Origin of the sequence: Pseudoalteromonas luteoviolacea (assembly GCF_001750165.1) — a bacterium.
Lineage (GTDB): Bacteria > Pseudomonadota > Gammaproteobacteria > Enterobacterales > Alteromonadaceae > Pseudoalteromonas > Pseudoalteromonas luteoviolacea_G.
In genome coordinates, this window is record NZ_CP015411.1 from 4,531,998 (window position 1) to 4,556,905 (window position 24,908).

General features: G+C 42.5%; 18 protein-coding genes and 3 rRNA genes. 5 read left to right on the plus strand and 16 right to left on the minus strand.

Translation table 11 applies throughout. The annotated features are described in order from the left end of the window. Positions 1-82: 82 nt before the first annotated feature. From S4054249_RS19420 to S4054249_RS19430, 3 genes are all read right to left on the minus strand, one after another. Positions 83-2,242, minus strand: a complete 2,160-nt coding sequence (locus tag S4054249_RS19420) for an ATP-binding protein (protein WP_046356950.1) — start codon at positions 2,240-2,242, stop codon at positions 83-85. A gap of 99 nt (positions 2,243-2,341) precedes the next feature. After that, the gene (locus tag S4054249_RS19425) at positions 2,342-2,941 is read right to left on the minus strand and encodes a response regulator transcription factor (RefSeq protein WP_046356949.1); all 600 of its coding nucleotides are present in this window, start codon (positions 2,939-2,941) and stop codon (positions 2,342-2,344) included. A gap of 9 nt (positions 2,942-2,950) precedes the next feature. Then, positions 2,951-4,060 (minus strand): sensor histidine kinase, encoded by a 1,110-nt coding sequence (locus S4054249_RS19430; RefSeq protein WP_046356948.1) that lies wholly within the window; start codon positions 4,058-4,060, stop codon positions 2,951-2,953. A 123-nt stretch (positions 4,061-4,183) separates the two neighbouring features. Between S4054249_RS19430 and S4054249_RS19435 the strand changes: the two genes are divergently transcribed. The 3 genes from S4054249_RS19435 (at position 4,184) to S4054249_RS19445 (ending at position 7,152) form a co-directional block, all read left to right on the plus strand. Further along, positions 4,184-5,044: a DMT family transporter gene (locus S4054249_RS19435; RefSeq protein ID WP_046356947.1), complete on the plus strand. Its 861-nt coding sequence runs from the start codon at positions 4,184-4,186 to the stop codon at positions 5,042-5,044. Then, positions 5,044-5,757: a glycerophosphodiester phosphodiesterase gene (locus tag S4054249_RS19440; protein ID WP_046356946.1), complete on the plus strand. Its 714-nt coding sequence runs from the start codon at positions 5,044-5,046 to the stop codon at positions 5,755-5,757. The genes S4054249_RS19435 and S4054249_RS19440 overlap by 1 nt, the downstream gene beginning before the upstream one ends. A 189-nt stretch (positions 5,758-5,946) precedes the next feature. Then, complete coding sequence (locus tag S4054249_RS19445; protein WP_046356945.1) at positions 5,947-7,152, plus strand: methyl-accepting chemotaxis protein; 1,206 nt, start codon at positions 5,947-5,949, stop codon at positions 7,150-7,152. Between the two features lie 45 nt (positions 7,153-7,197). Here the strand turns inward: S4054249_RS19445 and epmA are convergent, their stop codons facing one another. Together epmA and efp are read right to left on the minus strand one after the other, a co-directional pair. Further along, a complete protein-coding gene (gene epmA / locus S4054249_RS19450; protein ID WP_046356944.1) occupies positions 7,198-8,172 on the minus strand; it encodes an elongation factor P--(R)-beta-lysine ligase in 975 nt (324 codons plus the stop codon). An 86-nt stretch (positions 8,173-8,258) separates the two neighbouring features. After that, positions 8,259-8,825, minus strand: coding sequence for an elongation factor P (gene efp, locus S4054249_RS19455; RefSeq protein WP_039608093.1), 567 nt, complete (start codon positions 8,823-8,825; stop codon positions 8,259-8,261). 41 nt (positions 8,826-8,866) lie between these two features. On the opposite strand from efp, the gene epmB reads away from it, so the two are divergent. After that, on the plus strand, positions 8,867-9,880 hold the full coding sequence (gene epmB / locus S4054249_RS19460; protein ID WP_046356943.1) for an EF-P beta-lysylation protein EpmB: 1,014 nt from the start codon (positions 8,867-8,869) through the stop codon (positions 9,878-9,880). A 20-nt stretch (positions 9,881-9,900) separates the two neighbouring features. Here epmB and S4054249_RS19465 read toward each other — a convergent pair whose 3' ends face one another. Next, positions 9,901-10,110 (minus strand): hypothetical protein, encoded by a 210-nt coding sequence (locus S4054249_RS19465; protein ID WP_046356942.1) that lies wholly within the window; start codon positions 10,108-10,110, stop codon positions 9,901-9,903. 72 nt (positions 10,111-10,182) lie between these two features. On the opposite strand from S4054249_RS19465, the gene S4054249_RS19470 reads away from it, so the two are divergent. Continuing rightward, positions 10,183-10,476, plus strand: a complete 294-nt coding sequence (locus tag S4054249_RS19470) for a hypothetical protein (RefSeq protein WP_046356941.1) — start codon at positions 10,183-10,185, stop codon at positions 10,474-10,476. Between the two features lie 27 nt (positions 10,477-10,503). Here the strand turns inward: S4054249_RS19470 and S4054249_RS19475 are convergent, their stop codons facing one another. The 10 genes from S4054249_RS19475 to S4054249_RS19515 form a co-directional block, all read right to left on the minus strand. After that, on the minus strand, positions 10,504-11,001 hold the full coding sequence (locus S4054249_RS19475) for a DUF3016 domain-containing protein (protein WP_052961030.1): 498 nt from the start codon (positions 10,999-11,001) through the stop codon (positions 10,504-10,506). A gap of 127 nt (positions 11,002-11,128) precedes the next feature. Further along, the gene (locus S4054249_RS19480) at positions 11,129-14,188 is read right to left on the minus strand and encodes an efflux RND transporter permease subunit (RefSeq protein WP_046356939.1); all 3,060 of its coding nucleotides are present in this window, start codon (positions 14,186-14,188) and stop codon (positions 11,129-11,131) included. Beyond that, the gene (locus tag S4054249_RS19485) at positions 14,185-15,258 is read right to left on the minus strand and encodes an efflux RND transporter periplasmic adaptor subunit (protein WP_052961029.1); all 1,074 of its coding nucleotides are present in this window, start codon (positions 15,256-15,258) and stop codon (positions 14,185-14,187) included. Before S4054249_RS19485 ends, S4054249_RS19480 begins: the two co-directional genes overlap by 4 nt. Positions 15,259-15,274: 16 nt before the next feature. Then, positions 15,275-15,973, minus strand: a complete 699-nt coding sequence (locus tag S4054249_RS19490) for a DUF3313 family protein (RefSeq protein ID WP_046356952.1) — start codon at positions 15,971-15,973, stop codon at positions 15,275-15,277. A gap of 331 nt (positions 15,974-16,304) precedes the next feature. Next, positions 16,305-16,916, minus strand: a complete 612-nt coding sequence (lexA, locus tag S4054249_RS19495) for a transcriptional repressor LexA (protein WP_046356938.1) — start codon at positions 16,914-16,916, stop codon at positions 16,305-16,307. Between the two features lie 499 nt (positions 16,917-17,415). Beyond that, positions 17,416-17,577, minus strand: a complete 162-nt coding sequence (locus S4054249_RS26660) for a hypothetical protein (protein ID WP_155401391.1) — start codon at positions 17,575-17,577, stop codon at positions 17,416-17,418. Between the two features lie 749 nt (positions 17,578-18,326). Then, the gene (locus S4054249_RS19500; protein ID WP_069949078.1) at positions 18,327-19,340 is read right to left on the minus strand and encodes an IS110 family transposase; all 1,014 of its coding nucleotides are present in this window, start codon (positions 19,338-19,340) and stop codon (positions 18,327-18,329) included. A gap of 368 nt (positions 19,341-19,708) precedes the next feature. After that, positions 19,709-19,823, minus strand: a 5S ribosomal RNA gene (rrf, locus tag S4054249_RS19505). Positions 19,824-20,002: 179 nt separating this feature from the next. Continuing rightward, positions 20,003-22,884, minus strand: a 23S ribosomal RNA gene (locus S4054249_RS19510). 395 nt (positions 22,885-23,279) lie between these two features. Continuing rightward, positions 23,280-24,814 (minus strand): 16S ribosomal RNA (locus tag S4054249_RS19515). Together the 16S, 23S and 5S rRNA genes form the textbook arrangement of a ribosomal RNA operon. Positions 24,815-24,908 lie beyond the last annotated feature (94 nt).

The following is a 24,908-nucleotide window of genomic DNA, read 5'->3' on the forward strand; positions in this document are numbered from 1 at the left end:
ATTTCCCTTAAATAACAACATTTGTAAACAGAAAATGGACCCTTAAAGGGTAAATACACCACCTTAGAACTATAAGAATATTTTATTGCAATACCTTTGAATGATATTCAGATAACTTATGTGCACTTTGCTTAGCAAGGCTGTGCAGAGATTGCCAATCAGCACCTAATGAATCAAACATCGTCAAACGCACATCCTGGAGTGCGACATGAAGCATACTCATACCAAGCACACTCGCCTCTTCTTCCAATTGGATTAACTTCTCCTCCAAAGCTTCAAATGCCTGAATATCTGCCAACCCACGAAGCTGGGCAAATTCATAATCTAGACGGTCATTTAAGTACATCAACTTTGCGTTAAGTACTTGTGAGCTCATGGTCTCTGCAAGTGCATCTATTACGGAATAATCCAAAATATTTTGTTCATCTAAAAAGTGCTTTGTTGGCATCAGTAATTGGCAAAGCAATCTCTCTAAATGTGCTTGTTGAATTGGTTTTGCCATGAAAAATTCAATGCCGGCTTCTCTGTAAGCCAACTGATATTGCTCATCTACATCCCCTGTAATGGCCACAACAACTGGTGCTTGTTGAAACTGAAAGTGCTTGAAAACTGTTTGGTACCAATCAAGCCCGTGGCCATCGGTTAAATGCATGTCGAGAAAAATAACATCAAATTGACTGTTCCTCAGAGCCGATTCTGCAGCAGACAAGGTCGCTGCCATTTCATAATTTAGTCCAAGTGAGCTCAAAAAGTGCTTTAAAATTTCTTGGTTTAGTTGGTTATCTTCAACAACCAAAATATCACCACACAACTGAACTGCGGTATCGTCTTCAGATAAATTTCCTTTTATTGCGACCTGTTCGGAGTTTGATTGAGACAACTCAATATCAAAATAAAAGGAACTGCCTTGCCCCACCTTACTAGAAACATGCAGCTGGGTACCTAACGCTTCCAATATTTGCTGACATAGCATCAAGCCAACTCCGGCACTTTGCGCAATTGAGCGAGCAGGGTCAAAAGAAGAAAACGGTTGGAATAACTGTTCTACCTGCCCTTGCGTCATGCCTTCTCCCGTATCTGTCACTTCAAAGCGTATGACACTACTTTTTTCACGGCTACTCTGCTGTTTGATGGCAAGCGTAATGTCGCCATCTTCAGTATATTTAATGGCATTAGACAGCAAATTCTTAACCACTAACCCAATGCTGTCTTGATCAACCAAAAACAGTTTATCGCTAGAGAAGCCTGTTAAATGAGTGCATAGAGAGATCTCCCTATCCTGAACTAAAGGCTGAAATTGTACAGTGAGCAACTCAGCAAATTGCGCTAAATTTAATGGTACTTGCTTAGAAGACTTTCCTCTGGCGTTAAGCAATACCTGATTAGCCAGATCTGCCAATGACATGGCTGTAGAAATGATCACATCACAGTACTGACTGTATTTCAGTGGTTCTCTCGGAGCTTGCTTAATTAACTCAGCATGGCCAACAATCGCATTTAAAGGCGTTCTTAATTCATGACTGAGCAGTGTTAAAAAACGCTCTTTTTTTTGTGATTCTCTTTTTGCTTTTGAAGTAAGCTCAACCAATTGTTGCTCTTTTCGACAACTACATAATAAACACAACGAAAAACACAAAATTAAAGGCATTACAATAACAGACAAAGAGAAAAACTGATTCACCCAATTATTGGTTCCCAATGTGTCTGTATGTTCAAAGTTCCCCAACATACCCAGCCGCAGAGTAAAAACACTCAGCAAGCATATGCAAGCAATCGCAAACGTCCAATGGGCTGGAGAAAAAGACGCTAGGCTCTTATTCTGCCCCAAATATAATGCGCGCAGGCTGAGCACCATAGCAAGTAGCCAGACTAAGTAATTAACGACGACTCTGACTAAAAAGCTCGGCTCGACAAAAGTAAAATACACAAAACTTGGTAAAAATATACCTACTAAAATATACCAAGGAAGATGATAAGACTGTACGGAGAAAAACCTTTCAACTCCACGAGTGAGCATAAACAACCCACCAAGGATAAGCGTGTTAGGCACCATTATTGACCAAATAGGCGACAGGGCTAGTGAGGCTTGAAACATACATGCAATCGCGGCGCAACATACAAAACCAAACCACAAGCGCGTACCCGGTGTTTGTTTATGGATCAACCAATTGACCATCATAAACACAGCACATACGCAGGTGGTTAACGCCAAAATTTGTAATAGTAGTTTAGGATCGCCCATGAATGAAAAGTTACAATATTTTAATTTATTACTAGTATTATATTACTAATAAAAACCACTAATAAAGAGAAAACTACCATTTATAGGGGCAAAATTAATTTATAGCCAACCCTTTTGTCTAGCAATACGAGCCGCATCAATTCGGTTTGTCGCATTTAATTTAGCAATTGCATCTGATAAATAATTTCTCACGGTGCCTTCGCTTAAATATAGCGCCTCTGCAATTTGCTTCGTTTTCAAACCTTCACCTGCAAGCTTTAGCGCTTTTCTTTCTTTATCAGAAAGGGGATCATTATCATCAAGCGCATTCATCGCCAGCTCTGGATCTATTACCTTCTGCCCTACAGAGACTTTCTTTAATGCATTAATCAAGTAATCACTCGGCGCTTCTTTTAGAATAAATCCCTTTACATTAGACTCCATAGCACGGCGAATATAGCCACTTCGAGAAAATGTCGTCATGATCACGACTTTTACTTTAGGGTATTGTTTTTGTATTTCCTGAGCCAACTCTAATCCTGTTACATTTGGCATTTCAATATCGCTAAGCACGATATCAGGCGTATTACGTGCGAGAAACTCAAGCGCTTGCTGGCCATCTTCAACTTGACCGACTACCTCCAAACCGGGTTCCAAACTCAGTAATGCGGCAATGGCATTTCTCACCAACGCTTGATCCTCAACCACTAAAATATTCATCTCTACTCCTTATTTTGGAAGTTGCGCCACCAGCTTATAACCATATGTTGTATTGATATGTATATGGCCACCAAGCTCTTCAATACGAGATTTTATCCCACGCAACCCATTTCCCCAGATAACAGAACCTACTTGACCATCATCCTCAACGGTAAGTTGATGATAATTGCTTTGCTCATTGAGAGAAATTTTTATCTGGGAAGCATTACTGTGTTTAAGCACATTCGTTACCGCCTCTTTAGCTACAAAACAAAAACAACTTTCTTTTTGTGCAGAAATAGCGCCATATTTAACCTCTTTGTGAACTTTGACACCTTTGTCCTGTAGGCGAGATGCCATCACATCCAATTGTGCTGTTAGTCCTAGCAGCTGCATACCGGATACGGCTTCTCTTACCTCTGATAAAGCAACCCGAGCAAGCTTGGCCACTTCTTGCGCCTCCGTATCTGCCTTCTCCAATAAACCTGCAGCAATGAATTTACTTGCAAGCTCTGACTTTAACGAAATAGAACTAAGCGAATGCCCCAGTAAGTCATGCAGATCCCTTGCGATACGCTCTCGTTCAGCAATTTTTGCTAATTGCTGAATTTGCTCTTTGCTTTTTCGTGTCACGTCGCTATGGACCCTATCTTTATACTCTACATAACCAAAACTGAATAACCCTAAAGAGACTACCAATGCAGGCCCGATAAAATATGCCCAATCATTCACTGGTATAAACAACAGAGTCACACCGGCGATGGATAGCAAAAGCAGCGTCAACATTAACCAACGCACAAAACCAATAAAACAAAACCCGATAAAATAAGCAATGTAGCCAAATAGTGTGCTCGTTCCTGGTGTGATCTGAGTTGTCAATATACAGATGAAAACCATTACCGATATCAAAGGGAGTACTTTATTCGACGGGTATTTCAGTGCTTTGCAGTAAATAAATACAAATACAATATAAGCAAGTAACTCACATGCAATTTCAACATGTGTATGTATATTCCAGCTTCGATACAATGGAAAAAAATAAAACACTGAAAAAAATAAATGACCATAATTGCCGAAAAAGTGCCTATTTGGTCTCGCTATATGCATTGAGTGTGTAAAGTGACCGACGCTTAAATTCATTACTGTTACTTTTCTAAGGTATATAGAATGTTATTTTTAATTTAACATGCTCAAGAGAAATCAATCAGTGACAACTGTCACTAAATTCATATAAATGTAGCAACCAACTCTATAAAAATAACTATGCAACAACATCAATCGGCTCTAATCAACCTACACCTTGCTGTTTTTCTTTTCGGCGGCACTGCGCTTTTCTCAAAATTAATCGCCCTTCCAGCATTAGACATTACAGTCTATCGCACTGCTATCGCTTTTATCGCGTTAGTGGTGATCCTCAAGGTGCAAAATAAGCAGCTCAAGCTCAACCAGATACGAGATTACTTTATTGTTATAGGGCTAGGGACTATTATCGGGATCCACTGGGTTACCTATTTTGCCGCTATGCAAATGGCGGGAATTGCAATTGGAATTATTGCGTTCTTCACCTACCCCGTGATCACGGTGCTGTTAGAACCTTTATTTAGTAAAGCACGTCTAAAAATAGCCGATTTATTCATTGCTATTGTGGTTATTTTTGGCATTTATTTAATGATGCCGAATACAGACTTAGGTGATCAGGTCACACTCGGAATTGTGACTGGGGTGATATCAGGTGCGTTTTTTGCCATACGTAACCTACTACAAAAAAAATACTTTTCCCAGTATGGTGGTCCACACACTATGCTCTATCAAACCTTGACTGCGGCTGTTATTTTATCCATGTTTGTAGACAACCCTCCGAGTACTTTGCCAATACAAGATATTTATTACCTGCTTCTAGCAGGCGTAGTTTTCACAGCAATTCCCCACTCGCTCTTTGCTCATAGCTTACGCTTCTTAAGTGCTACAACAGTCGGACTAATTTCATGCCTGCAACCCTTGTATGGCATTCTATTGGCTTATATGCTGTTATCTGAGACGACCAGTATGACAACACTGATTGGCGGAGCATTAGTGGTGAGTGCCGCCTTTTTTGAAACTTGGTCAATAACAAGGAAAAAATGATGATCCAAGTATTTGCACACCGCGGTGCCAGCGGTATGTATCCCGAAAACTCGCTAAGTGCAATTAGCGCAGCTTTAGAAGTGGATATAAATGGTATAGAGCTTGATGTACAAAGCTGTCGTGACGATTACGCCATCATTCACGATACTTGGTTAGACCGCACTACAAATGGTAAAGGCATGGTAAAATATGCGTCTAGAGCCGAATTAAACAATCTTGATGCAGGGAATGGAGAGGGGATCCCGACCCTGCAAGAAGTCTTTAATTTAATAGGTAAACAAGCGGATATTAACCTTGAGTTAAAGCACACATACGGCTTAGATAAGTTTGTGCACTACATTGAAAAAAATATACAAGAAAATATCATTGAACGCTCACAGCTCATCCTTTCTTCATTTGATCACCACCAATTAGTCTGGCTAAAACAAAAGCTTCCGTGGGTAAAAATCGGGGCATTAACCTCATCAATACCACTCAATTATGCTGAATTTGCACAACGTCTTCACGCCTATAGTATTCATGTAGACAAAAACTTCATTAACTATGAATTTGTTAATGATGCAAAGCAAAGAGGTCTAAAGGTTTATACTTACACCGTGGATAAACAACAAGATATAGAGCAAGTATTGGAGATGGGGGTTGATGGCATATTCAGCAATTACCCTTGCCACGCCAAGATGGTCGTCAACAAATGGCTTAACAGGTCAACTTAATACGGACTTTGAATCAACAACACTGGTTGATAAAAAATAACATTTAGTCAGGAAACCAAGGCTTACAAGCTTAAATAATTCCACTAAATGGTATACTTTAATAAGACTGACCGTAATTCTCTGACGCAGGACATAAGCTGAGTCAGTATTTACCCAATTGGCGAGTGATAGCCTATGACGAGTTTGTACATGCGGATATATAATTTAATTGAAGAGTCTTTGTTTTATACGTTAACCCGAAAAATTTTCGGTAACCTTGGGTTTTTATTTGTCTTTCAATTGCTCACTCTGGGCTGGCTCTATTCATACTTGAGTGAATCCGGCAGTAGGTTTGGTGGTTTTTGGTTATTGGCTCTGGTGTCGGTCGCAGCTTTTGTATTCACCTTTTTCTACATGCGTTTCTTAATCGTACGTCCCGTTCAGGCGATGAGAGATAGGTTAGAGCAAATTAACCGCCAAGATGGGGATTTATCTGCACAGCTCCCCCAGTTTACCTACGATGAATTTAGAGATCTCAGTTCACAATACAATACCTTTACCGCCCACTTAGGTGAACTATTAGGCAACACCTATAAAAGCGCGGAAGCAGCAACGGCGAGTAATCAGCAAGTTACCTACTCCATGACCAATACCGTGTCAGTCGGTGCACAACAAATTAACCAAGGTGACACCATTATCGCAGCCAGCGACCAAGTTACTCATAGCCTGCAAAGTATCGTCAGTAACACCGATCAAGTCTATCAAGCCAACACAGAAAGCTTGCACTTCGTCAGAGGCTCTTCGCAATCTTTGTTAACGCTCGTCAGTGAGGTACAGCAGATAACGACCTTGCTCGGTAACTTTTCAACCACTGTCGCAGGCCTTAAAGAAAATAGCGATAATATCCGTAATATTCTCAAAATGGTTGAAGAGTTCTCTGACCAGACAAACTTACTTGCGTTGAATGCCGCGATTGAAGCAGCTCGTGCAGGTGAAGCCGGTCGGGGATTTGCCGTCGTCGCAGATGAGGTGAGAAACTTATCTGTTAAAGTAAATGATGCTACTCGACAGATCAGCGACTTTATCAATCAAATGGATCACCTTGTCAGTGAAACACATCAGGAGTCTGAACAACTGATCTCTCATTCAAGCGGCGCTGAAAAAGCCATTAGCGAGACATCTCAAGGGTTTTCTGACATGAGTGCAGACTTTGAGCGCAACCAATCTCAGCTAGAAGAAATTGTCAGCGCTGTACATCAGCTAGAAAAAACACAAAATCACACCCACCAAGCTGTCCAACAAATTGTCGAATTAGGCCAATCCGCAAAAGAGCAATTAGATACGGCGCTGAGCGATTGTCAGCATGCCCACCAGCTAACGGCCACGACACAGAAAGAGTTACAGCGATTTGTTTAGCAAAAAAGCTCAGCATACGCTGAGCTTTTTTGTATCTTCATTGTATTAAGCGCGCTCAATATCAAAAGCAATGACTTCCTGTATCGAACGTTTACCCGTCGCCAACATCACCAAGCGATCTATGCCTAATGCAACGCCAGCGCACTTAGGCAAACCGTGCTCTAATGCAGCTAAAAAGCGTATATCTTTATCTACTGTAGGCAAATTCATTTGCTGACGCTGCAAGTTATCTTTATCAAAACGCTGGCTTTGCTCTACTGCATTGGTTAATTCATTAAACCCATTAGCCAATTCCATCCCTTTAAAATAGAGCTCAAAACGACCTGCTACTCTAAGGTCTTGTTCATTTAACTGAGCCAAGGCTGCTTGTGATGCCGGAAAATGATAAACAAAACATGGAACATCTTGACCAATCTTCGGCTCAATTTCCATGCAAAATAGTAGCTGTAACAAAGGATCAATACTGGTTTCTTGATCAGCAATGTCTTCATAGCCGTAGTCAGCACAGACTGCTTTCAATGGCTCTAACTCTATCGTCAATGGATCAATAGATAAATATTGCTGGAATGCTGCTTGGTAGCTTATTCTTTGTGCACTTTCACAACCTAGTACTCGCTGCATCAAAGCGTCAATTTCATCCATTAATAGATATTCGTCAAACCCCGGACGATACCACTCAAGCATGGTAAATTCTGGGTTATGATGGCGGCCTGATTCTTCGTTTCGAAACGCTTTACTAATTTGATAAATCGCACCACTGCCCGCGGCAAGTAACCGTTTCATCGCAAACTCAGGAGAGGTCTGTAAATACAGAGGCAAACCTTGAGCATAACTGGGCCCAACAAACTGTGTCGAGAATGTCGCCAAATGGACGTCCGTCACTGACGCCTGACTTAAGCTCGGCGTCTCCACTTCATAAACATCACGCTCAGCAAAAAATGAACGGATACTTGCCAGCACTGCAGCACGCTGTTTAAGGGTTTCAATTTGCGCACTCGGCGCCCACTTCACCTCATTCATGGGTTACCTCAGAAAATATTTATAATGACAAAAAAAATCTCGACCGAAGCCGAGATTTTCTTACGTCAAAGTGATTAAGTAAATATTTACTTAACGCGGCTCACGTATTCGCCAGTACGCGTATCAACTTTGATCACTTCACCAATTTGTACAAACAGTGGTACACGTACAACCGCACCGGTTGTTAGTGTCGCTGGCTTACCACCAGTACCCGCTGTGTCACCTTTTAGGCCAGGATCTGTATCTGTGATCTCAAGTTCTACAAAGTTTGGTGGTGTTACCGCAATTGGATTGCCGTTCCATAATGTAATTGTACAAACGTCGTTTTCAACTAACCACTTTACATTGTCGCCCAAAGCTTTTTCGTCAGCTGCGATCTGCTCAAATGTGTCGTTGTTCATGAAGTGCCAGAACTCGCCATCTGTGTATAGATAAGCTAAGTCTGTTTCCATGACATCTGCACCTTCAACAGAGTCGCCAGATTTAAACGTTTTTTCTAATACTTTTCCTGAGATCAACTTACGGATCTTAACGCGGTTAAAAGCTTGGCCTTTACCAGGTTTAACCATTTCGTTTTCTAGGATCGTACAAGGCTCGCCATCAATCATAATTTTTAGGCCGCCCTTGAACTCGTTGGTGCTATAATTCGCCATCGTATCCTCTAATCATCGTATTTCGAGTAATAAACCTGCTAATGATACAAATAAATGAAGTAAATTTGCATAGTAACTGGCAAAAAGAATTGGCGAATGTCGTTACTTGCCCAGATACACTACTCAAAATGTTGGGTTTGGAGACCCATTTCAGTGCAAAAGACCTTGCTGCAAAGCGGCTTTTCCCAGTTCGTGTGCCAAGACCCTTTATTGCTAAAATGCGCTACGGTGACCCCAACGACCCTCTGTTATTACAAGTGATGCCTCTACATCAAGAGTTTATTGCAGCCTCAGGGTTTAACAAAGACCCATTAGAAGAGCAAGATGCACCTGTACCTGGCCTTTTGCATAAATACCAATCTCGAGTGCTATTAATGCTCAAAACAGGGTGTGCCGTTAACTGTCGCTATTGCTTTAGGCGCCACTTTCCCTATCAGGATAACCAAGTTAATAAGCGTGCGCTTGCACCTATATTTGAGTACTTAGTTGAGCACCCTGAAATAAATGAAGTGATATTAAGCGGTGGCGATCCGCTGATGGCCAAAGATGACATGATCAGTTGGCTATTAGATGAATTAGAAGCATTACCCCAAATTAAACGTATCAGGATCCATAGTCGTTTACCCGTGGTTATTCCTACAAGGGTGACCGATGCACTCTGTAACCGGCTGGCAAATAGTCGCCTCCAAGCCATTTTGGTTAATCACATCAATCACCCGAATGAGATAGATGATGAGTTTAAAGCGGCGATGTATAAGCTTAAGCAAGCTGGCGTCACCCTATTAAATCAATCGGTGCTACTCAAAGGCATTAATGATTGTGCTCATATATTATCAGAGTTAAGCGAAGCCTTGTTTGACAGCAACATATTGCCTTACTACTTGCATCTGCTCGATAAAGTTGAGGGTGCCAGCCACTTTGATATGAGCGAGTCAGAGGCGATTAAATTAGTTGCACAGATGCTAGAAATGTTACCTGGTTTTTTAGTACCTAAACTAGTAAGAGAAATCGGCGGCAAACAAAGTAAGACGCCGATTGATTTGCATTTAAATTAAAATGCGAACATCAACGTATATTAAGCATATACGTTGATGTTGTTACCCAAGGTTGCCGTTACTGATTTAGCTGGAGTTTGCGCTGCCGCGCTACTCCCTGCCGATTCAATTAACGCGAGGGCCGCTCGTCCATCTGCCTGCTGTTGCTTTTTCGCCAGAGAAGCACTGTATACTTCACCACCTGGACCAGCGCCAGACATAGCAGGAAGGTTACTTCCGGAAATATTCATAGGTATTCACCTGACAAGTTTGATGGATCCGAGTAAAATATCGGCCGATTTACTTAAGACTTTAGGAAAAACATGCAAGCAATCATCGAAAAACTCAACGAAAATTTAAAAGTTGTTTATCGTCAAGCACTTGATGCAGATAAAAAATTAGATGAACTACAGCAGCAAGGGCATGGTAAATTCGCATCACTGTTCACCAAAGACGCTGGGTTCAGCTTTGAAGCAAAGCGTTTTAAGCCTTATGTACTTGATGTTGCGGCAGATGTAGATGCCTTAAGTAAATCAGAACAATTAGATGAAGAGCAACTGAAGAAAGCCGTATTTAAACTCCAACAGTTACTGCAACTGCTGGCGACATTCAAATAAAAAAGAGCGCCTCAGCGCTCTTCTTATTTATTTGCTGCTTGATGTAATCGCAGGAACCACATCGTCCTCAAACCAGTCGCTTAATAGCCGCTTGTCATAATAAAACTCAGTATCTCTCCCAAATTTTATTCGATCCATAAAGCCCATATCTTTTAATACTTTAGATTGTGCTTCTACAATCACATTACCTGCTTTGTCAGTCACGTTATAGGCAATTTTTAGACGTGGAAAATAAATAGGTTTAATGATCCGAATATCATTCATGTTAAACCTAACATCACCAGCTAAATCAATATCTTCAAAAGTCACCGATAACATATAACCTTCAGGCATGTCTGACGCCAACTTACTCAGGTGGGCGTCAAATTGCTTTGCAATACGCTTGTGATATCCGCCACGAGTTTCTTTTGCAGGAAAGACATCTCTATACTCTTTAAAGTCTAGCCATGTTACCTTAGCCTCTCCGGCACTGGCCATCATCGGCATGAAAAGTGCCACAATTGCATATTTGAAAAGTTTCATCATTTACTCCTCTGGTTAGCCTGTGTGTTCATATTCTGCTCACTATGCTGAACGAAAACTTAAGGGTTACATTCATTAACAGGCTTTTACTGGCGTTCACCATTAAAACGGTGAAAACGCCATATCACCACTAGTTTTGGACCTTTATTCTATAAAATAACGCATAGAGTACTGGAACAATACCCAGCGTTAGTAAGGTAGAAAACAGCAAACCGCCCATGATCCCAAGTGCCATCGGCTCCCACATTTCTCCCCCACCCAAATACAATGGAATAAGACCAAACACGGTCGTCGCAGTCGTCAACAAAATCGGTCGCATACGTTGCTGTGCAGCTGAGATAATCCCCTCAACAGGGTTATTTGGTGTATTCTCAAGCTCAATTTTGATCCGCTCCAACAATACAATCGCATTATTTATCACTATGCCCGCCAATGAAATAATACCGAGTAAAGTCATAAAGCCAAAAAATGATTGCCCTACTAGTAGACCTAAGATCACGCCAATAAATCCCAATGGGATCGTCGTCAGTACGATAATGGATTTACGAATAGAATTAAATTGACCTATCAGCAAGATAACGATAATAAATACCGCTATCGGCATTTTATCTGCAATAGACTGATTGGCTTTACCTGAAGACTCAGCCTCCCCACCCAATTCATATGAATATCCAAATGGCCAGCTTTGCTTTTGCGCTTCCAACCAAGGCACTAATGCTGCAAACCCTTCGTTCGCTGTAATGCCATCGAGCTGTGCACCCACTGCAACGGTTTTTAAACGGTCGCGTCGCAAGATCTGAGCACTTTCCCAAACCACCTCAATATCTGCTACCTGCTTTAAAGGAACCGATGCACCAGTCGCCTGTGAGTAAACCATCATGGCTTCCAATTTGCCAATGTCATCTCTATCCGCGGCTACAGAGCGCAAGGTAACAGGTATTAACTCATTGCCTTCGCGGTATTGTGTGAGCTCCAAGCCACTAAAGCCAGTTTGTAATGAACTTGCGATATCTTTGCTCGATACACCCACACGCCGTGCACGTGTTTGATTAATTTTAATCTGCACCTTTTTACTTGGTAGGCCCCAATCATCACTAATTGCTTTAAGCCCCGGAGTCGCCGCCATTTGTCCTTTTAACTGATCGACAATCGCCATCAAGGTATCTTGATCGTCACCAGAGAGCCGGATTTCAACTGGGTTAGCTATCGGTGCACCATTTTCAATCTTTCGCTGCTTAATCAATAAGTCAGGGTGTCGACTTAACGCATACTGTTCAATGTCCAGCATTAAAGCATCAATCAATTGATAAGAAGTGGTACTGACAATCATCAACGCATAGTTTGAACTTGTTGGCTCTGGCGTATGAGTTAATAAGAATCTCGGGCCACCATTACCAACATAACTAACCCACTGCGTAACCCCCTCGGGGCGCTCATTTGATACCAATAACTCGCTTTGAATATAAGCTTCCATGTCTTTTACAAGCGCTTCGGTAGTTTCTAACCGAGTACCGATAGGCAGCTCTAACTCAACTTTAAAATAGTCCCGATCTGAAGGTGGGAAAAATAATTTAGGAATTAGCTGCATGCCTTGCAGTGCAATAAAAAATGCAGCCACACATGTCATTAACGTGATCCAACGATGGCGTATCATCATGGTTAAAAGGTTTTTATAAGTTAAGTAAACGCCAGAGTTGTAATCAGCAGCTTGTGATTTCACGCGTGTAAAATACACACATAACATAGGGATCATCGTCATCGCCAGCAACCATGAACATAGCAAAGTAATGGTCACAACCTTGAACAATGAAGCCGTGTATTCACCTGTCGATGATTCAGCTAAAAAGATAGGTAAAAAGGCGGCACCTGTTGTCAATGAGGATACTAACAAAGGCACTTTTAATTCATCGGCAGAATCCACCGCGGCGTCTATCGCAGCCTTACCACGCTCCATTTGCACCATAATGTTTTCAGACATCACAATGCCATTATCAACTAACATGCCGAGCGCGATGATTAATGCCGCTAATGAGATTTGGTCTATGCTGATATGGAAAAATGACATCACCAAAATACCAAAAACCATACTCATTGGAATCAGACTGGCAACAATCAGGCCCGTTCTAAAACCCAAAGTGAATAACATCACTAAGGTGACCACCAATACCGCTTGCAAAAGGTTTGAGACAAAGTCACTGACTTTCTGTTCAACTTCTTTAGGTAAGAAAGAGAGCAACTTAAACTCAACCCCAATGGGATAGACACTCTCTAAATAGTTCAGGGATTCTAACACTTGCTCGCCCAATGCAATATTATTACCGCCTTGACGCATTGAGATAGCAATCGTTAAGCCTTCATCCAAACCAACTCGTACTTTAGACTTGGCAGGGTCAACATAATCACGATAGACAACAGCAATATCTGAAAGTAGCAATACCTGTTCACTACCAGGTACATTGATGATGGTATTGGCAATGTCCTCTACTGACTCAAAATTACCACTCGGCTCAAGCGCGAGGGTCTCATCATTAATATAAATCGAACCACCTGGGTTCACTATATTACGTGATGCAAGTTGTTCTTTCAGCTGGTTAGGCGAAATACCGAGAGCACCAAGCCTCGCATTTTCAAATTCAATAAATACACGCTGCTCTTGGTTACCAAAAATTTCAACCTTTGCAGCCTCAGGTAAGCGCAGCAAGGTGTCTCTTACCTGTTCAGCGACATCTTCTAGTTCACGATAAGTATAGCCTTCAGCAGTAAGCCCAATGACAATTCCAAATACATCACCAAATTCATCGTTTACAATAGGAGTATGTGCATCACTGGGTAAATCCTTCTCAATACTTTGGATCTTGCGCCGTAAATTATCCCAAATAGGCCGCATATTCTTATAGCTTTCTTTGATATTAACGCTAACGATAGATACGCCTGTTTTTGAGGTACTACTGACAAAATCCAGTTCAGGGATCTGCTGTACGACCTTTTCGATTTGATCAGTGACAAGCTCTTCCACTCGCTGTGGACTTGCTCCAGGGAAGTATGTAACCACTTGTGCTGTTCTAATAATAAAGCCAGGATCGTAATCCTTTGGCATTTTATTAAAGGAGATGATCCCAAAAAACAACAGTGCCGCTATCAGTACCCATGTTGTCCGGTTATTTTCTAATGCCAGTCTGGTTATATTCACTGCGCCCCCTTGTTAAACTTTACAAGTTGGCCTTCGCTCACTTTACTCATGCCAGCAGTAACAATGTAAGTACCTTCAGAGACACCACTAATAACAGGGAAACCTAGCGTGGAAACCTCACCAATCACGACAGGATTTTTCTTAATCTTTCCTTTGCCAGCACCTACAGACTCAACAGACCAAACAAAATTACCGGATGCATCTTTAAGCACCGTTTTTATTGGTAGATATAGGCCACTTTTATTCACATCAGCACCCTTAGCAAGCACCTTTGCTGTCATACCTGGCAAGATATTATACCCCTCGGGACGCGTCATGCTGAGAGTGACTTCATAAGCTTTAGTTACCTCATCAGCCTGTGTGCTCACTTCGACAAAATCTAATGGAAATGTTTTATCAGGGATCCCTGAAAACTCGGCGATAATGTGCTTCGGCGCATCTTTTGAGACTTTAATCATTAAGCTCTCAGGTACATTGACCTTAAGAGTGACATGCTTGATATCTTGTAATGTCGCAACAACTTGCTTAGCTTGCACCTCTTCAAAACGCTCTATATACGTGCGTGCAACAACCCCTGAAAATGATGCTTTTAAGCTGGTGTAGGATAAGTTATTTTTTGCATTCGCCAATTTACTTTTTGCACTCGTAAAGTGAGACTGTAGTTGGTCATAGTCAGATTGCGAGATCGTACCAGATTTAATAAGTTGCTTAGCACGACTAAAATCAGCCTGCGCTTTATTATAATTAGCCTGCGCTTCATCTAAAGAAAGTTTGTATTCTGTTGCATCTAACTTAGCAATAACATCACCAAGCTGAATTTCTTGCCCCTGCTTTACCAGCAACTCTATAACTTCACCTGGCACTTTAAATGATAGGTCCGCCGAAGACGCAGCATCAACTACCGCAGGGAACTCCACCAAAGGGCCATCAACTTGTGAAGAAAGTAATAATGTCCGCACTGGACGAAGCTGCTCTGATTGTTCTTGCTCTGACTTTTGCTCTGAACAACCAATTAACGCCAAGCAAAATATTGCCATAACACCTAGCTGCTTGCCTTTTATTATCTTCATAAAAGCTCCTTTAGATTTACTGAACATTACGATGTTTAGTCATCGCAGTAACAAAATTATTTATCCATACGTCAAGCACAGCCTTAACCGTTTCAACGTTCTCAGTACCATCGGCCTTTAGTACAGCATCTAATTCTTTGTGTGCTGTCATCATCACAACTGGATTTTGACTACTTCCCAAATAAAATGCGGACTCAAGAGAAACATGGGTTAGAGCCTCTGTTTGCTCTGTTGCGGCTAAGTAGGCAGTTTTACCCGCGTTATACACTAGCCGGATAGGCACAAAATCTCTTACCTGTAATGAAATGGGTTCAAATTGTACGTCTGTGAAAGCACCTTCAATTGTCAGCACAGTGTCATCTGCACTTGCAGGTTTTGTGGTCACCACTTGATAGTAAGGACTCAATTTATCTTGCATTTGAGACTGCATGTAATGACTTAACTTAGCAACATGCCGGGGGTTAATATTTAAAAACTCGGATTCAGAAGCGTTAATCCACACTTCAAACTGAGGTATATAAAGCACCTTAATTTTACTTAAAGCTTCACGGTTAAAAGTGCTATCTACAAATAAGTTAGTGTCTTCATAATCATCAGAGGGAAGTAATACATCATAGTTAGGTAAAAAACCTGAACGTGTATTATTTGAACTTGATGCACAAGCGGACACAATACAAACCAAAGCCGCAATTAATGCTACTTTAAACCAAGTCATAGGCTGCTCCATATTCTATTCATTTCCAGTGTTTTTATCACAATCACAAGAAAGCCTTTGATCTCTTTTGAAATCAAATGTAACTCATGAATACAAATTAATGTTGTTCTTTAAATTAAGACGACTAGCTCAGACTGCGAATCATGGATTTAGTGCAAAATAATTTTTTATTTTTGCTTAACAAGCACGTAGCCACAAAGCCAATGTTATATTTATGTAACGTAAGTGTATGATATGGAAGTATAGCTTAAAAGGGTTCTAAAGATTAAAAAAGACAGCATTGGATAGTGAAGCTGGAGCTTGAAACCCCAGCTTAGAAAAATAGGCTGCTTTAAAGGTTACCGCGGATCACACCTACAGCAAGGCCTTCAATATTAAAAACTTCTTGCTCTAAATCGACCTCAATAGGTGAAAAGTCTTCATTTTCTGCATGTAAGAAAACTTTTCTACCAACTTTTTCAAAACGTTTCACCGTCACATCTTCTTCAACACGTGCAACAACAACCTGTCCATTATTAGCAACTTGCGTGCGATGTACCGCGAGTAAATCACCATCCATTATGCCAATATTTTTCATACTCATGCCATTTACACGAAGTAAGTAATCAGCTGATGGTTGAAACATACTAGGATCAACTTTGCAATGATTCTCAATATGCTCTTGGGCTAAAATAGGCTCACCAGCTGCAACACGACCAACTAATGGCAAACCCAGCTGCTCTGGCTCATCAGCTTCAACTAAGCGAATACCTCGACTTGCGCCAGGTACCATTTCTATCACACCTTTCTTGGCAAGTGCTTTTAAGTGTTCTTCAGCCGCATTTGCACTACGAAAACCCAAAGATTCCGCAATTTCTGCTCGAGTCGGCGGCATGCCTGTGTCTTTAATAAAAACTTTGATAAGTTCGAATACTTGTTCTTGTCGTTTAGTTAAAGGTCGCATATAACTGGTTTTCCATACAGTGCATTTACTGTGAGTATATACAGTTAAAATTAAATCGCAATCCTTAACGCCGAATACTTGAGCTAAATGAGAGATTGCTGAAGATATGGTTAATTGCTTAGCCAAGCAACATTATGAAAGGGATTAGTCAAGTCACTCTTACTGCACACCGCTTCAAGCTTACTCTTAAAGATAAAAAACACAGTACAGCGACCAAAAACGATACTAAAAATTTATAGAATATATAACTCTCCTTTTATAAAACCAAATTATCAGTATATTTATGCCAATAATAGATTAAGGTTTTATAATTGCTCTGCATTTAATATCACTTCAAACTAGAGCCTTATATAGCATATCAATAAAACACATCATAGTAAGTGTAGTTTAGGACAGGTGGGGGAAGACACTATTAGGAGAATTAACTACTACGTGGAAGATAATGTTTCAACCTAATTTTCTAGATGAGCTACTTTATATAGCTCATCTACTCAATATTTTAACAAGCACTTGTAGTATAAGTACCTGGACATGTTCTTGTACCTGTACATTCCCATGTTTTAAAAAAGCCACCGGCAATCTGCGGAGTCATCTGTGCTGGTACATTTGCCTTATCATGACTGATTACTTTGATATTTTTTTTCTTTAGTTTTAATAACATTTTTATTTTCTCCTTGTTGATTACAGTTAAACTAGCAGCATTTAATATTACTTTCAATTAAATTTAAGAAAATAAATAAATTTAAATAATTGCTATAAAAACAATATAAACGAGAGATTAAACCCCTCTAAAAACAAAAATAAAACCATTAAAAACAATGGTTAACTTAAAAAAAATAACTATAAATTTAAACATTTGATAGCAAATTTAGACATGAAGTAGAGTACAAAGTGCAATTAACAGAAATTTTATGCAAGTAAAATCAAAAGTTAATGACAGCACGCGAAGCGCACCACTCTTTTTCGCGCAAGGAGAAGTGACCCATTTTAACAAGAGATAATCAATCCCCCCCCCTACAAGCGCAGCAACCGAATCAAAAAAGTAAAGCCTGGATCCTGAAACCAGTTCAGGACGACATGGTGAAAAAGGTTAATGACAACGAACGCAGTGAGTACATTTCTTTTACGCAAGGTGAAGGGAGCCGTTTTAACCAAACACTGCACTCAACCTATCCGTCACCCTGAACTCGTATATGGACTCCACTTGTTTGACAACATGTTTTTTAAAATTAAAGATGCTTGCGTATATACGGTTTCTTTTGAGAGCGCTACTCTCTAACCTTTGATTTATTCGCACCTTCTGTCCTAAACGCTTCGTTAGTGTATTCTCACTTCAAGTTCAGACAGGTTTTCAGAAGGTTGGTCTTACCTTTTAATTACATTGTTGTCGAACTCTTTTTAAAATGTTTTTTAAATCATTGCGGGTTGGTAATTCGTACCTTGTTTCAGCATTGCCCAAGCAGTTCTGATATTTTTATTCACCAGCGCAATACAAGCTCGCTTTACACCTGAACGAGCAACTAACTTTAACAGCCATTGCTGCTTCAATGTCTTGGGCTTTTCCGGCAGATTAGAAATGTATGACAATGCCCCCAAAAATAAACAGGACTTTAGCTGTTTATCTCCAGCACATTTATCAATCCCCAGCATCACAGTTTTACCGCCACTGCTAAATTGTTTTGGGGTGACGCCTAAATATACTGAAGCACATCGTCCATTTTTAAAATGCTTCGTTTGACTCAAACTGGCGATTAGCCCCGCTGCGCCTAAAACACCTACACCTTCAAGCGCAATAACACGTTGGCATTGCTCATTTTGAGAAACAAGCAGCTCTAGGTTTTTAGTGACATCATTTAGGGATTGCTCTATGTGCTGGTACTGAGCTTTTAAGACACTAAGTAATGGCAATAATACCTCTGGTAAATCATTACGCTCAGTTAAAACCCTTTTCAATGCTTTCTTGGAGCGAGGAATAGTGATGCCATATTCATAAAATAGGGCCCTAATATGATTACCGAGTTGTGTCAGCTGTTTATCTAAAAATTTACGACTCACAGTGAGCGTTTGGAGAATTTGCTGTTCTATATTTTTTACTGGAGAAAAGGACATATTTGGTTGTATAGCAGCAATCGCAATCCCGATAGCATCATTGGCATCTGTTTTTTGTTTGCTTATATAAGGCTTAACATGTTTCGGAGACATCCCTCTCACTTCATGACCATAGGATTGCGCAACCCGTCCCCAATAATGAAAGCTGCCACATCCCTCCATTGCCACAATGCTAGGGGAAGAGTTAGCGAGTATTTGGCGAACTTTAGATGGAGACTGTGCTTTATTAAAAACAATTTCGCCATGTTTAGAGACTTTTGCGACTTGGATAATATTTTTTGCCAGATCGAGTGCAATCACGTTACGATTATTCATATATGGACTCCTTTGTTTTGGTCGACACCACATTACACTGTATGTGAGATGTGGTGGAGTCCATATATCGCTTCAGGGTCTAGAGTGCAAAAGGTTAGCGACAATGAACGCGTTGAATACGCAAGGTGAAGTGAGCCGTTGTGACTAAACATAATCAACACCTCTCTTTACACGTAACAACTGAGTCAAAACAAGCAAAGCATGGATCCTGAAACGAGTTCAGGACGACATGGTGAAAAAGGTTAGCGACAGCGAACGCAGTGAGAGCGCTCTTTTTGCGCAAGGTGAAATAAGCGAGTTTAACCGCTGCTAAGGGACTTAAACGCAAAAAACCCGCTGCATTTCTGCAACGGGTTTCTTTAATTGGGCCCTGGCAATGTCCTACTTTCACATGGGAAACCCCACACTATCATCGGCGCTATTTCGTTTCACTACTGAGTTCGGCATGGGGTCAGGTGGTTCCAAAATGCTATGGTTACCAGGAAATTCTTGTCGTGCAAATGGTTAATGATGTCTTTTTGTCATTTCATTTGCGCAAGGTGAATTGATGTCTCATAAGAGTTTATCTATTCACAATGCTTAAATCTGGAAGCGTAATTAAATTCTTATCGTCTACTTTCTATTCTTAACTTCTAACAAGCTTAAAACCACTTTGGCGTTGTATGGTTAAGCCTCACGGGTAATTAGTACGAGTTAGCTCAATGCCTCACAGCACTTCCACATCTCGCCTATCAACGTTGTAGTCTTCAACGGCCCTTCAGTTAACTCTAAGTTAAAGTGAGAACTCATCTCGAGGCTCGCTTCCCGCTTAGATGCTTTCAGCGGTTATCGATTCCGAACGTAGCTACCGGGCAATGCTATTGGCATAACAACCCGAACACCAGCGGTTCGTCCACTCCGGTCCTCTCGTACTAGGAGCAGCCCCTCTCAATTCTCAAACGCCCACGGCAGATAGGGACCGAACTGTCTCACGACGTTCTAAACCCAGCTCGCGTACCACTTTAAATGGCGAACAGCCATACCCTTGGGACCGACTTCAGCCCCAGGATGTGATGAGCCGACATCGAGGTGCCAAACACCGCCGTCGATATGAACTCTTGGGCGGTATCAGCCTGTTATCCCCGGAGTACCTTTTATCCGTTGAGCGATGGCCCTTCCATTCAGAACCACCGGATCACTATGACCTACTTTCGTACCTGCTCGACGTGTCTGTCTCGCAGTTAAGCTGGCTTCTACCATTACACTAACCGTACGATGTCCGACCGTACTTAGCCAACCTTCGTGCTCCTCCGTTACTCTTTGGGAGGAGACCGCCCCAGTCAAACTACCCACCAGGCACTGTCCTCAATCCCGATTAGGGACCTAAGTTAGAACATCAACACTACAAGGGTGGTATTTCAAGGTCGGCTCCACACAATCTAGCGACTGTGCTTCAAAGCCTCCCACCTATCCTACACATGTAGGGTCAATGTTCAGTGCCAAGCTGTAGTAAAGGTTCACGGGGTCTTTCCGTCTAGCCGCGGGTACACAGCATCTTCACTGCGATTTCAATTTCACTGAGTCTCGGGTGGAGACAGCGTGGCCATGGTTACACCATTCGTGCAGGTCGGAACTTACCCGACAAGGAATTTCGCTACCTTAGGACCGTTATAGTTACGGCCGCCGTTTACCGGGGCTTCGATCAAGAGCTTCGACATAAGTCTAACCCCATCAATTAACCTTCCGGCACCGGGCAGGTGTCACACCGTATACGTCATCTTACGATTTTGCACAGTGCTGTGTTTTTAATAAACAGTCCCAGCCACCTGGTCACTGCGGCTCTCGTTTGCTTACGGAGTAAATCCTTCACAAACAAGAGCGTACCTTCTCCCGAAGTTACGGTACAATTTTGCCTAGTTCCTTCACCCGAGTTCTCTCAAGCGCCTTAGTATTCTCTACCTGACCACCTGTGTCGGTTTAGGGTACGATTCGATATAAACTGAAGCTTAGAGGCTTTTCCTGGAAGTAGGGCATCAACAACTTCACCACCGTAGTGGCTCGTCTCGACTCTCAGCCTTAGCGACCCGGATTTTCCTAAGTCACCAGCCTACAGCCTTTCACATGGACAACCAACGCCATGCTTGCCTAGCCTGCTCCGTCCCCCCATCGCATTTATACCAAGTACGGGAATATTAACCCGTTTCCCATCGACTACGCTCTTCAGCCTCGCCTTAGGGGTCGACTCACCCTACCCTGATTAACATGGGATAGGAACCCTTGGTCTTCCGGCGTGCGGGTTTTTCACCCGCATTATCGTTACTCATGTCAGCATTCGCACTTCTGATACGTCCAGCAAACCTTACAGTTCACCTTCAGCCGCTTACAGAACGCTCCCCTACCCCGCATACAAAGTATGCAGCCGTAGCTTCGGTGGTATGTTTAGCCCCGTTACATCTTCCGCGCAGGCCGACTCGACTAGTGAGCTATTACGCTTTCTTTAAAGGATGGCTGCTTCTAAGCCAACCTCCTAGCTGTTTTAGCCTTCCCACATCGTTTCCCACTTAACATACACTTTGGGACCTTAGCTGACGGTCTGGGTTGTTTCCCTCTCCACGATGGACGTTAGCACCCACCGTGTGTCTCCCGGATATTACTTTACGGTATTCGGAGTTTGCAAAGGGTTGGTAAGTCGGGATGACCCCCTAGCCTTAACAGTGCTCTACCCCCGTAAGTATTCGTCCGAGGCTCTACCTAAATAGATTTCGGGGAGAACCAGCTATCTCCCGGTTTGATTAGCCTTTCACTCCTAGCCACAGGTCATCCCCTAACTTTTCAACGTTAGTGGGTTCGGTCCTCCAGTCAGTGTTACCTGACCTTCAACCTGCCCATGGCTAGATCACCGGGTTTCGGGTCTATACCCTGCAACTTAAGCGCCCAGTTAAGACTCGCTTTCGCTACGGCTCCCCTAAATGGTTAACCTCGCTACAGAATATAAGTCGCTGACCCATTATACAAAAGGTACGCAGTCACCCTCGAGGGGCTCCTACTGCTTGTACGTACACGGTTTCAGGTTCTATTTCACTCCCCTCACAGGGGTTCTTTTCGCCTTTCCCTCACGGTACTGGTTCACTATCGGTCAGTTGGGAGTATTTAGCCTTGGAGGATGGTCCCCCCATATTCAGTCAAAGTTTCACGTGCTCCGACCTACTCGATTTCACTTCAGATAAATTTTCGTGTACGGGACTGTCACCCTGTGTCGTCCAACTTTCCAGAAGGTTCCACTAATTACACTGAAGCTTAAGGGCTAATCCGATTTCGCTCGCCGCTACTTTCGGAATCTCGGTTGATTTCTTTTCCTCGGGGTACTTAGATGTTTCAGTTCTCCCGGTTTGCCTCTTACAGCTATGTATTCACTGTAAGATACCGCTGTGCGGTGGGTTTCCCCATTCGGAAATCTAAGTCTCAAGTGCCTCTTACTGGCTTGACTTAGCTTATCGCAAGTTAGTACGTCCTTCATCGCCTCCAACTGCCAAGGCATCCACCGTGTACGCTTAGTCACTTAACCATACAACCCAAAGTAGTTTCGTCGTTCTTTATCCTGAATGCTTCATTGCCATCAGATATTGCTTGGTCACATAGACGAGCTATGCTCCCGGCGACAACATCTTCGGCGGCTTCGCCTCAGAATAAATAACTTTGAACCTACGGCATATTTCAGCCAGTTGTAAGTCAAAGACAGTTTTAACTTCGCCAGAAGTTAAGTAATACTAAAGTAGACGCTAATTAATCAACTAAATGATTAATCGGCATTTTCTTTCGAAAACTCTGAATAACAATTACTTGTTATTCGAGAATTTAATTATCAGCTTTCCAAATTTTTAAAGAGCAATATTAATTAGCTTTAAAAGCTAACTAACAATCATCTGTGTGGACACTTCGAACAAATCTGTTCTAAATCGTTAAGGAGGTGATCCAGCCCCAGGTTCCCCTAGGGCTACCTTGTTACGACTTCACCCCAGTCATGAATCACTCCGTGGTAAGCGCCCCCCCGCGAAGGTTAAGCTACCTACTTCTGGAGCAACCCACTCCCATGGTGTGACGGGCGGTGTGTACAAGGCCCGGGAACGTATTCACCGCGGCATTCTGATCCGCGATTACTAGCGATTCCGACTTCATGGAGTCGAGTTGCAGACTCCAATCCGGACTACGACAGACTTTAAGTGATTCGCTTACTTTCGCAAGTTCGCAGCACTCTGTATCTGCCATTGTAGCACGTGTGTAGCCCTACACGTAAGGGCCATGATGACTTGACGTCGTCCCCACCTTCCTCCGGTTTATCACCGGCAGTCTCCTTAGAGTTCCCGACCGAATCGCTGGCAACTAAGGATAGGGGTTGCGCTCGTTGCGGGACTTAACCCAACATCTCACAACACGAGCTGACGACAGCCATGCAGCACCTGTATCAGAGCTCCCGAAGGCACCAAACCATCTCTGGTAAGTTCTCTGTATGTCAAGTGTAGGTAAGGTTCTTCGCGTTGCATCGAATTAAACCACATGCTCCACCGCTTGTGCGGGCCCCCGTCAATTCATTTGAGTTTTAACCTTGCGGCCGTACTCCCCAGGCGGTCTACTTAATGCGTTAGCTTTGGAAAAGTTGTCCGAAGACCCCAGCTCCTAGTAGACATCGTTTACGGCGTGGACTACCAGGGTATCTAATCCTGTTTGCTCCCCACGCTTTCGTACATGAGCGTCAGTGTTGACCCAGGTGGCTGCCTTCGCCATCGGTATTCCTTCAGATCTCTACGCATTTCACCGCTACACCTGAAATTCTACCACCCTCTATCACACTCTAGTTTGCCAGTTCGAAATGCAGTTCCCAGGTTGAGCCCGGGGCTTTCACATCTCGCTTAACAAACCGCCTGCGTACGCTTTACGCCCAGTAATTCCGATTAACGCTCGCACCCTCCGTATTACCGCGGCTGCTGGCACGGAGTTAGCCGGTGCTTCTTCTGTAAGTAACGTCACAGCTAGCAGGTATTAACTACTAACCTTTCCTCCTTACTGAAAGTGCTTTACAACCCGAAGGCCTTCTTCACACACGCGGCATGGCTGCATCAGGCTTGCGCCCATTGTGCAATATTCCCCACTGCTGCCTCCCGTAGGAGTCTGGACCGTGTCTCAGTTCCAGTGTGGCTGATCATCCTCTCAAACCAGCTAGGGATCGTCGCCTTGGTAAGCCATTACCTTACCAACTAGCTAATCCCACTTGGGCCGATCATAAGGCGAGAGCCGAAGCCCCCTTTGGTCCGTAGACATTATGCGGTATTAGCCATCGTTTCCAATGGTTGTCCCCCACCTTACGGCACGTTCCCAAGCATTACTCACCCGTCCGCCGCTCGTCATCTTCTAGCAAGCTAGAAATGTTACCGCTCGACTTGCATGTGTTAGGCCTGCCGCCAGCGTTCAATCTGAGCCATGATCAAACTCTTCAATTAAAAGTTTTTTGGTACCAAGTACCTGACTCAATGAATACTGATTGATAATTTCTTATAAAAGAAATAAATCGAATTGACTGTTATAGTCACTCAG

Coding starts and splice junctions, on each gene's coding strand:
- S4054249_RS19475 (WP_052961030.1), bottom strand. CDS start 11,001: ATGATGAAACTTTTCAAATATGCAATTGTGGCACTTTTCATGCCGATG.
- S4054249_RS19465 (WP_046356942.1), bottom strand. CDS start 10,110: ATGAATATTTCCGGAAGTAACCTTCCTGCTATGTCTGGCGCTGGTCCA.
- S4054249_RS19500 (WP_069949078.1), bottom strand. CDS start 19,340: ATGAATAATCGTAACGTGATTGCACTCGATCTGGCAAAAAATATTATC.
- S4054249_RS19425 (WP_046356949.1), bottom strand. CDS start 2,941: ATGAATATTTTAGTGGTTGAGGATCAAGCGTTGGTGAGAAATGCCATT.
- S4054249_RS26660 (WP_155401391.1), bottom strand. CDS start 17,577: ATGTTATTAAAACTAAAGAAAAAAAATATCAAAGTAATCAGTCATGAT.
- S4054249_RS19435 (WP_046356947.1), top strand. CDS start 4,184: ATGCAACAACATCAATCGGCTCTAATCAACCTACACCTTGCTGTTTTT.
- S4054249_RS19470 (WP_046356941.1), top strand. CDS start 10,183: ATGCAAGCAATCATCGAAAAACTCAACGAAAATTTAAAAGTTGTTTAT.
- efp (WP_039608093.1), bottom strand. CDS start 8,825: ATGGCGAATTATAGCACCAACGAGTTCAAGGGCGGCCTAAAAATTATG.
- S4054249_RS19440 (WP_046356946.1), top strand. CDS start 5,044: ATGATCCAAGTATTTGCACACCGCGGTGCCAGCGGTATGTATCCCGAA.
- S4054249_RS19485 (WP_052961029.1), bottom strand. CDS start 15,258: ATGAAGATAATAAAAGGCAAGCAGCTAGGTGTTATGGCAATATTTTGC.
- lexA (WP_046356938.1), bottom strand. CDS start 16,916: ATGCGACCTTTAACTAAACGACAAGAACAAGTATTCGAACTTATCAAA.
- S4054249_RS19430 (WP_046356948.1), bottom strand. CDS start 4,060: ATGAATTTAAGCGTCGGTCACTTTACACACTCAATGCATATAGCGAGA.
- S4054249_RS19420 (WP_046356950.1), bottom strand. CDS start 2,242: ATGGGCGATCCTAAACTACTATTACAAATTTTGGCGTTAACCACCTGC.
- S4054249_RS19490 (WP_046356952.1), bottom strand. CDS start 15,973: ATGACTTGGTTTAAAGTAGCATTAATTGCGGCTTTGGTTTGTATTGTG.
- epmA (WP_046356944.1), bottom strand. CDS start 8,172: ATGAATGAGGTGAAGTGGGCGCCGAGTGCGCAAATTGAAACCCTTAAA.
- epmB (WP_046356943.1), top strand. CDS start 8,867: ATGATACAAATAAATGAAGTAAATTTGCATAGTAACTGGCAAAAAGAA.
- S4054249_RS19445 (WP_046356945.1), top strand. CDS start 5,947: ATGCGGATATATAATTTAATTGAAGAGTCTTTGTTTTATACGTTAACC.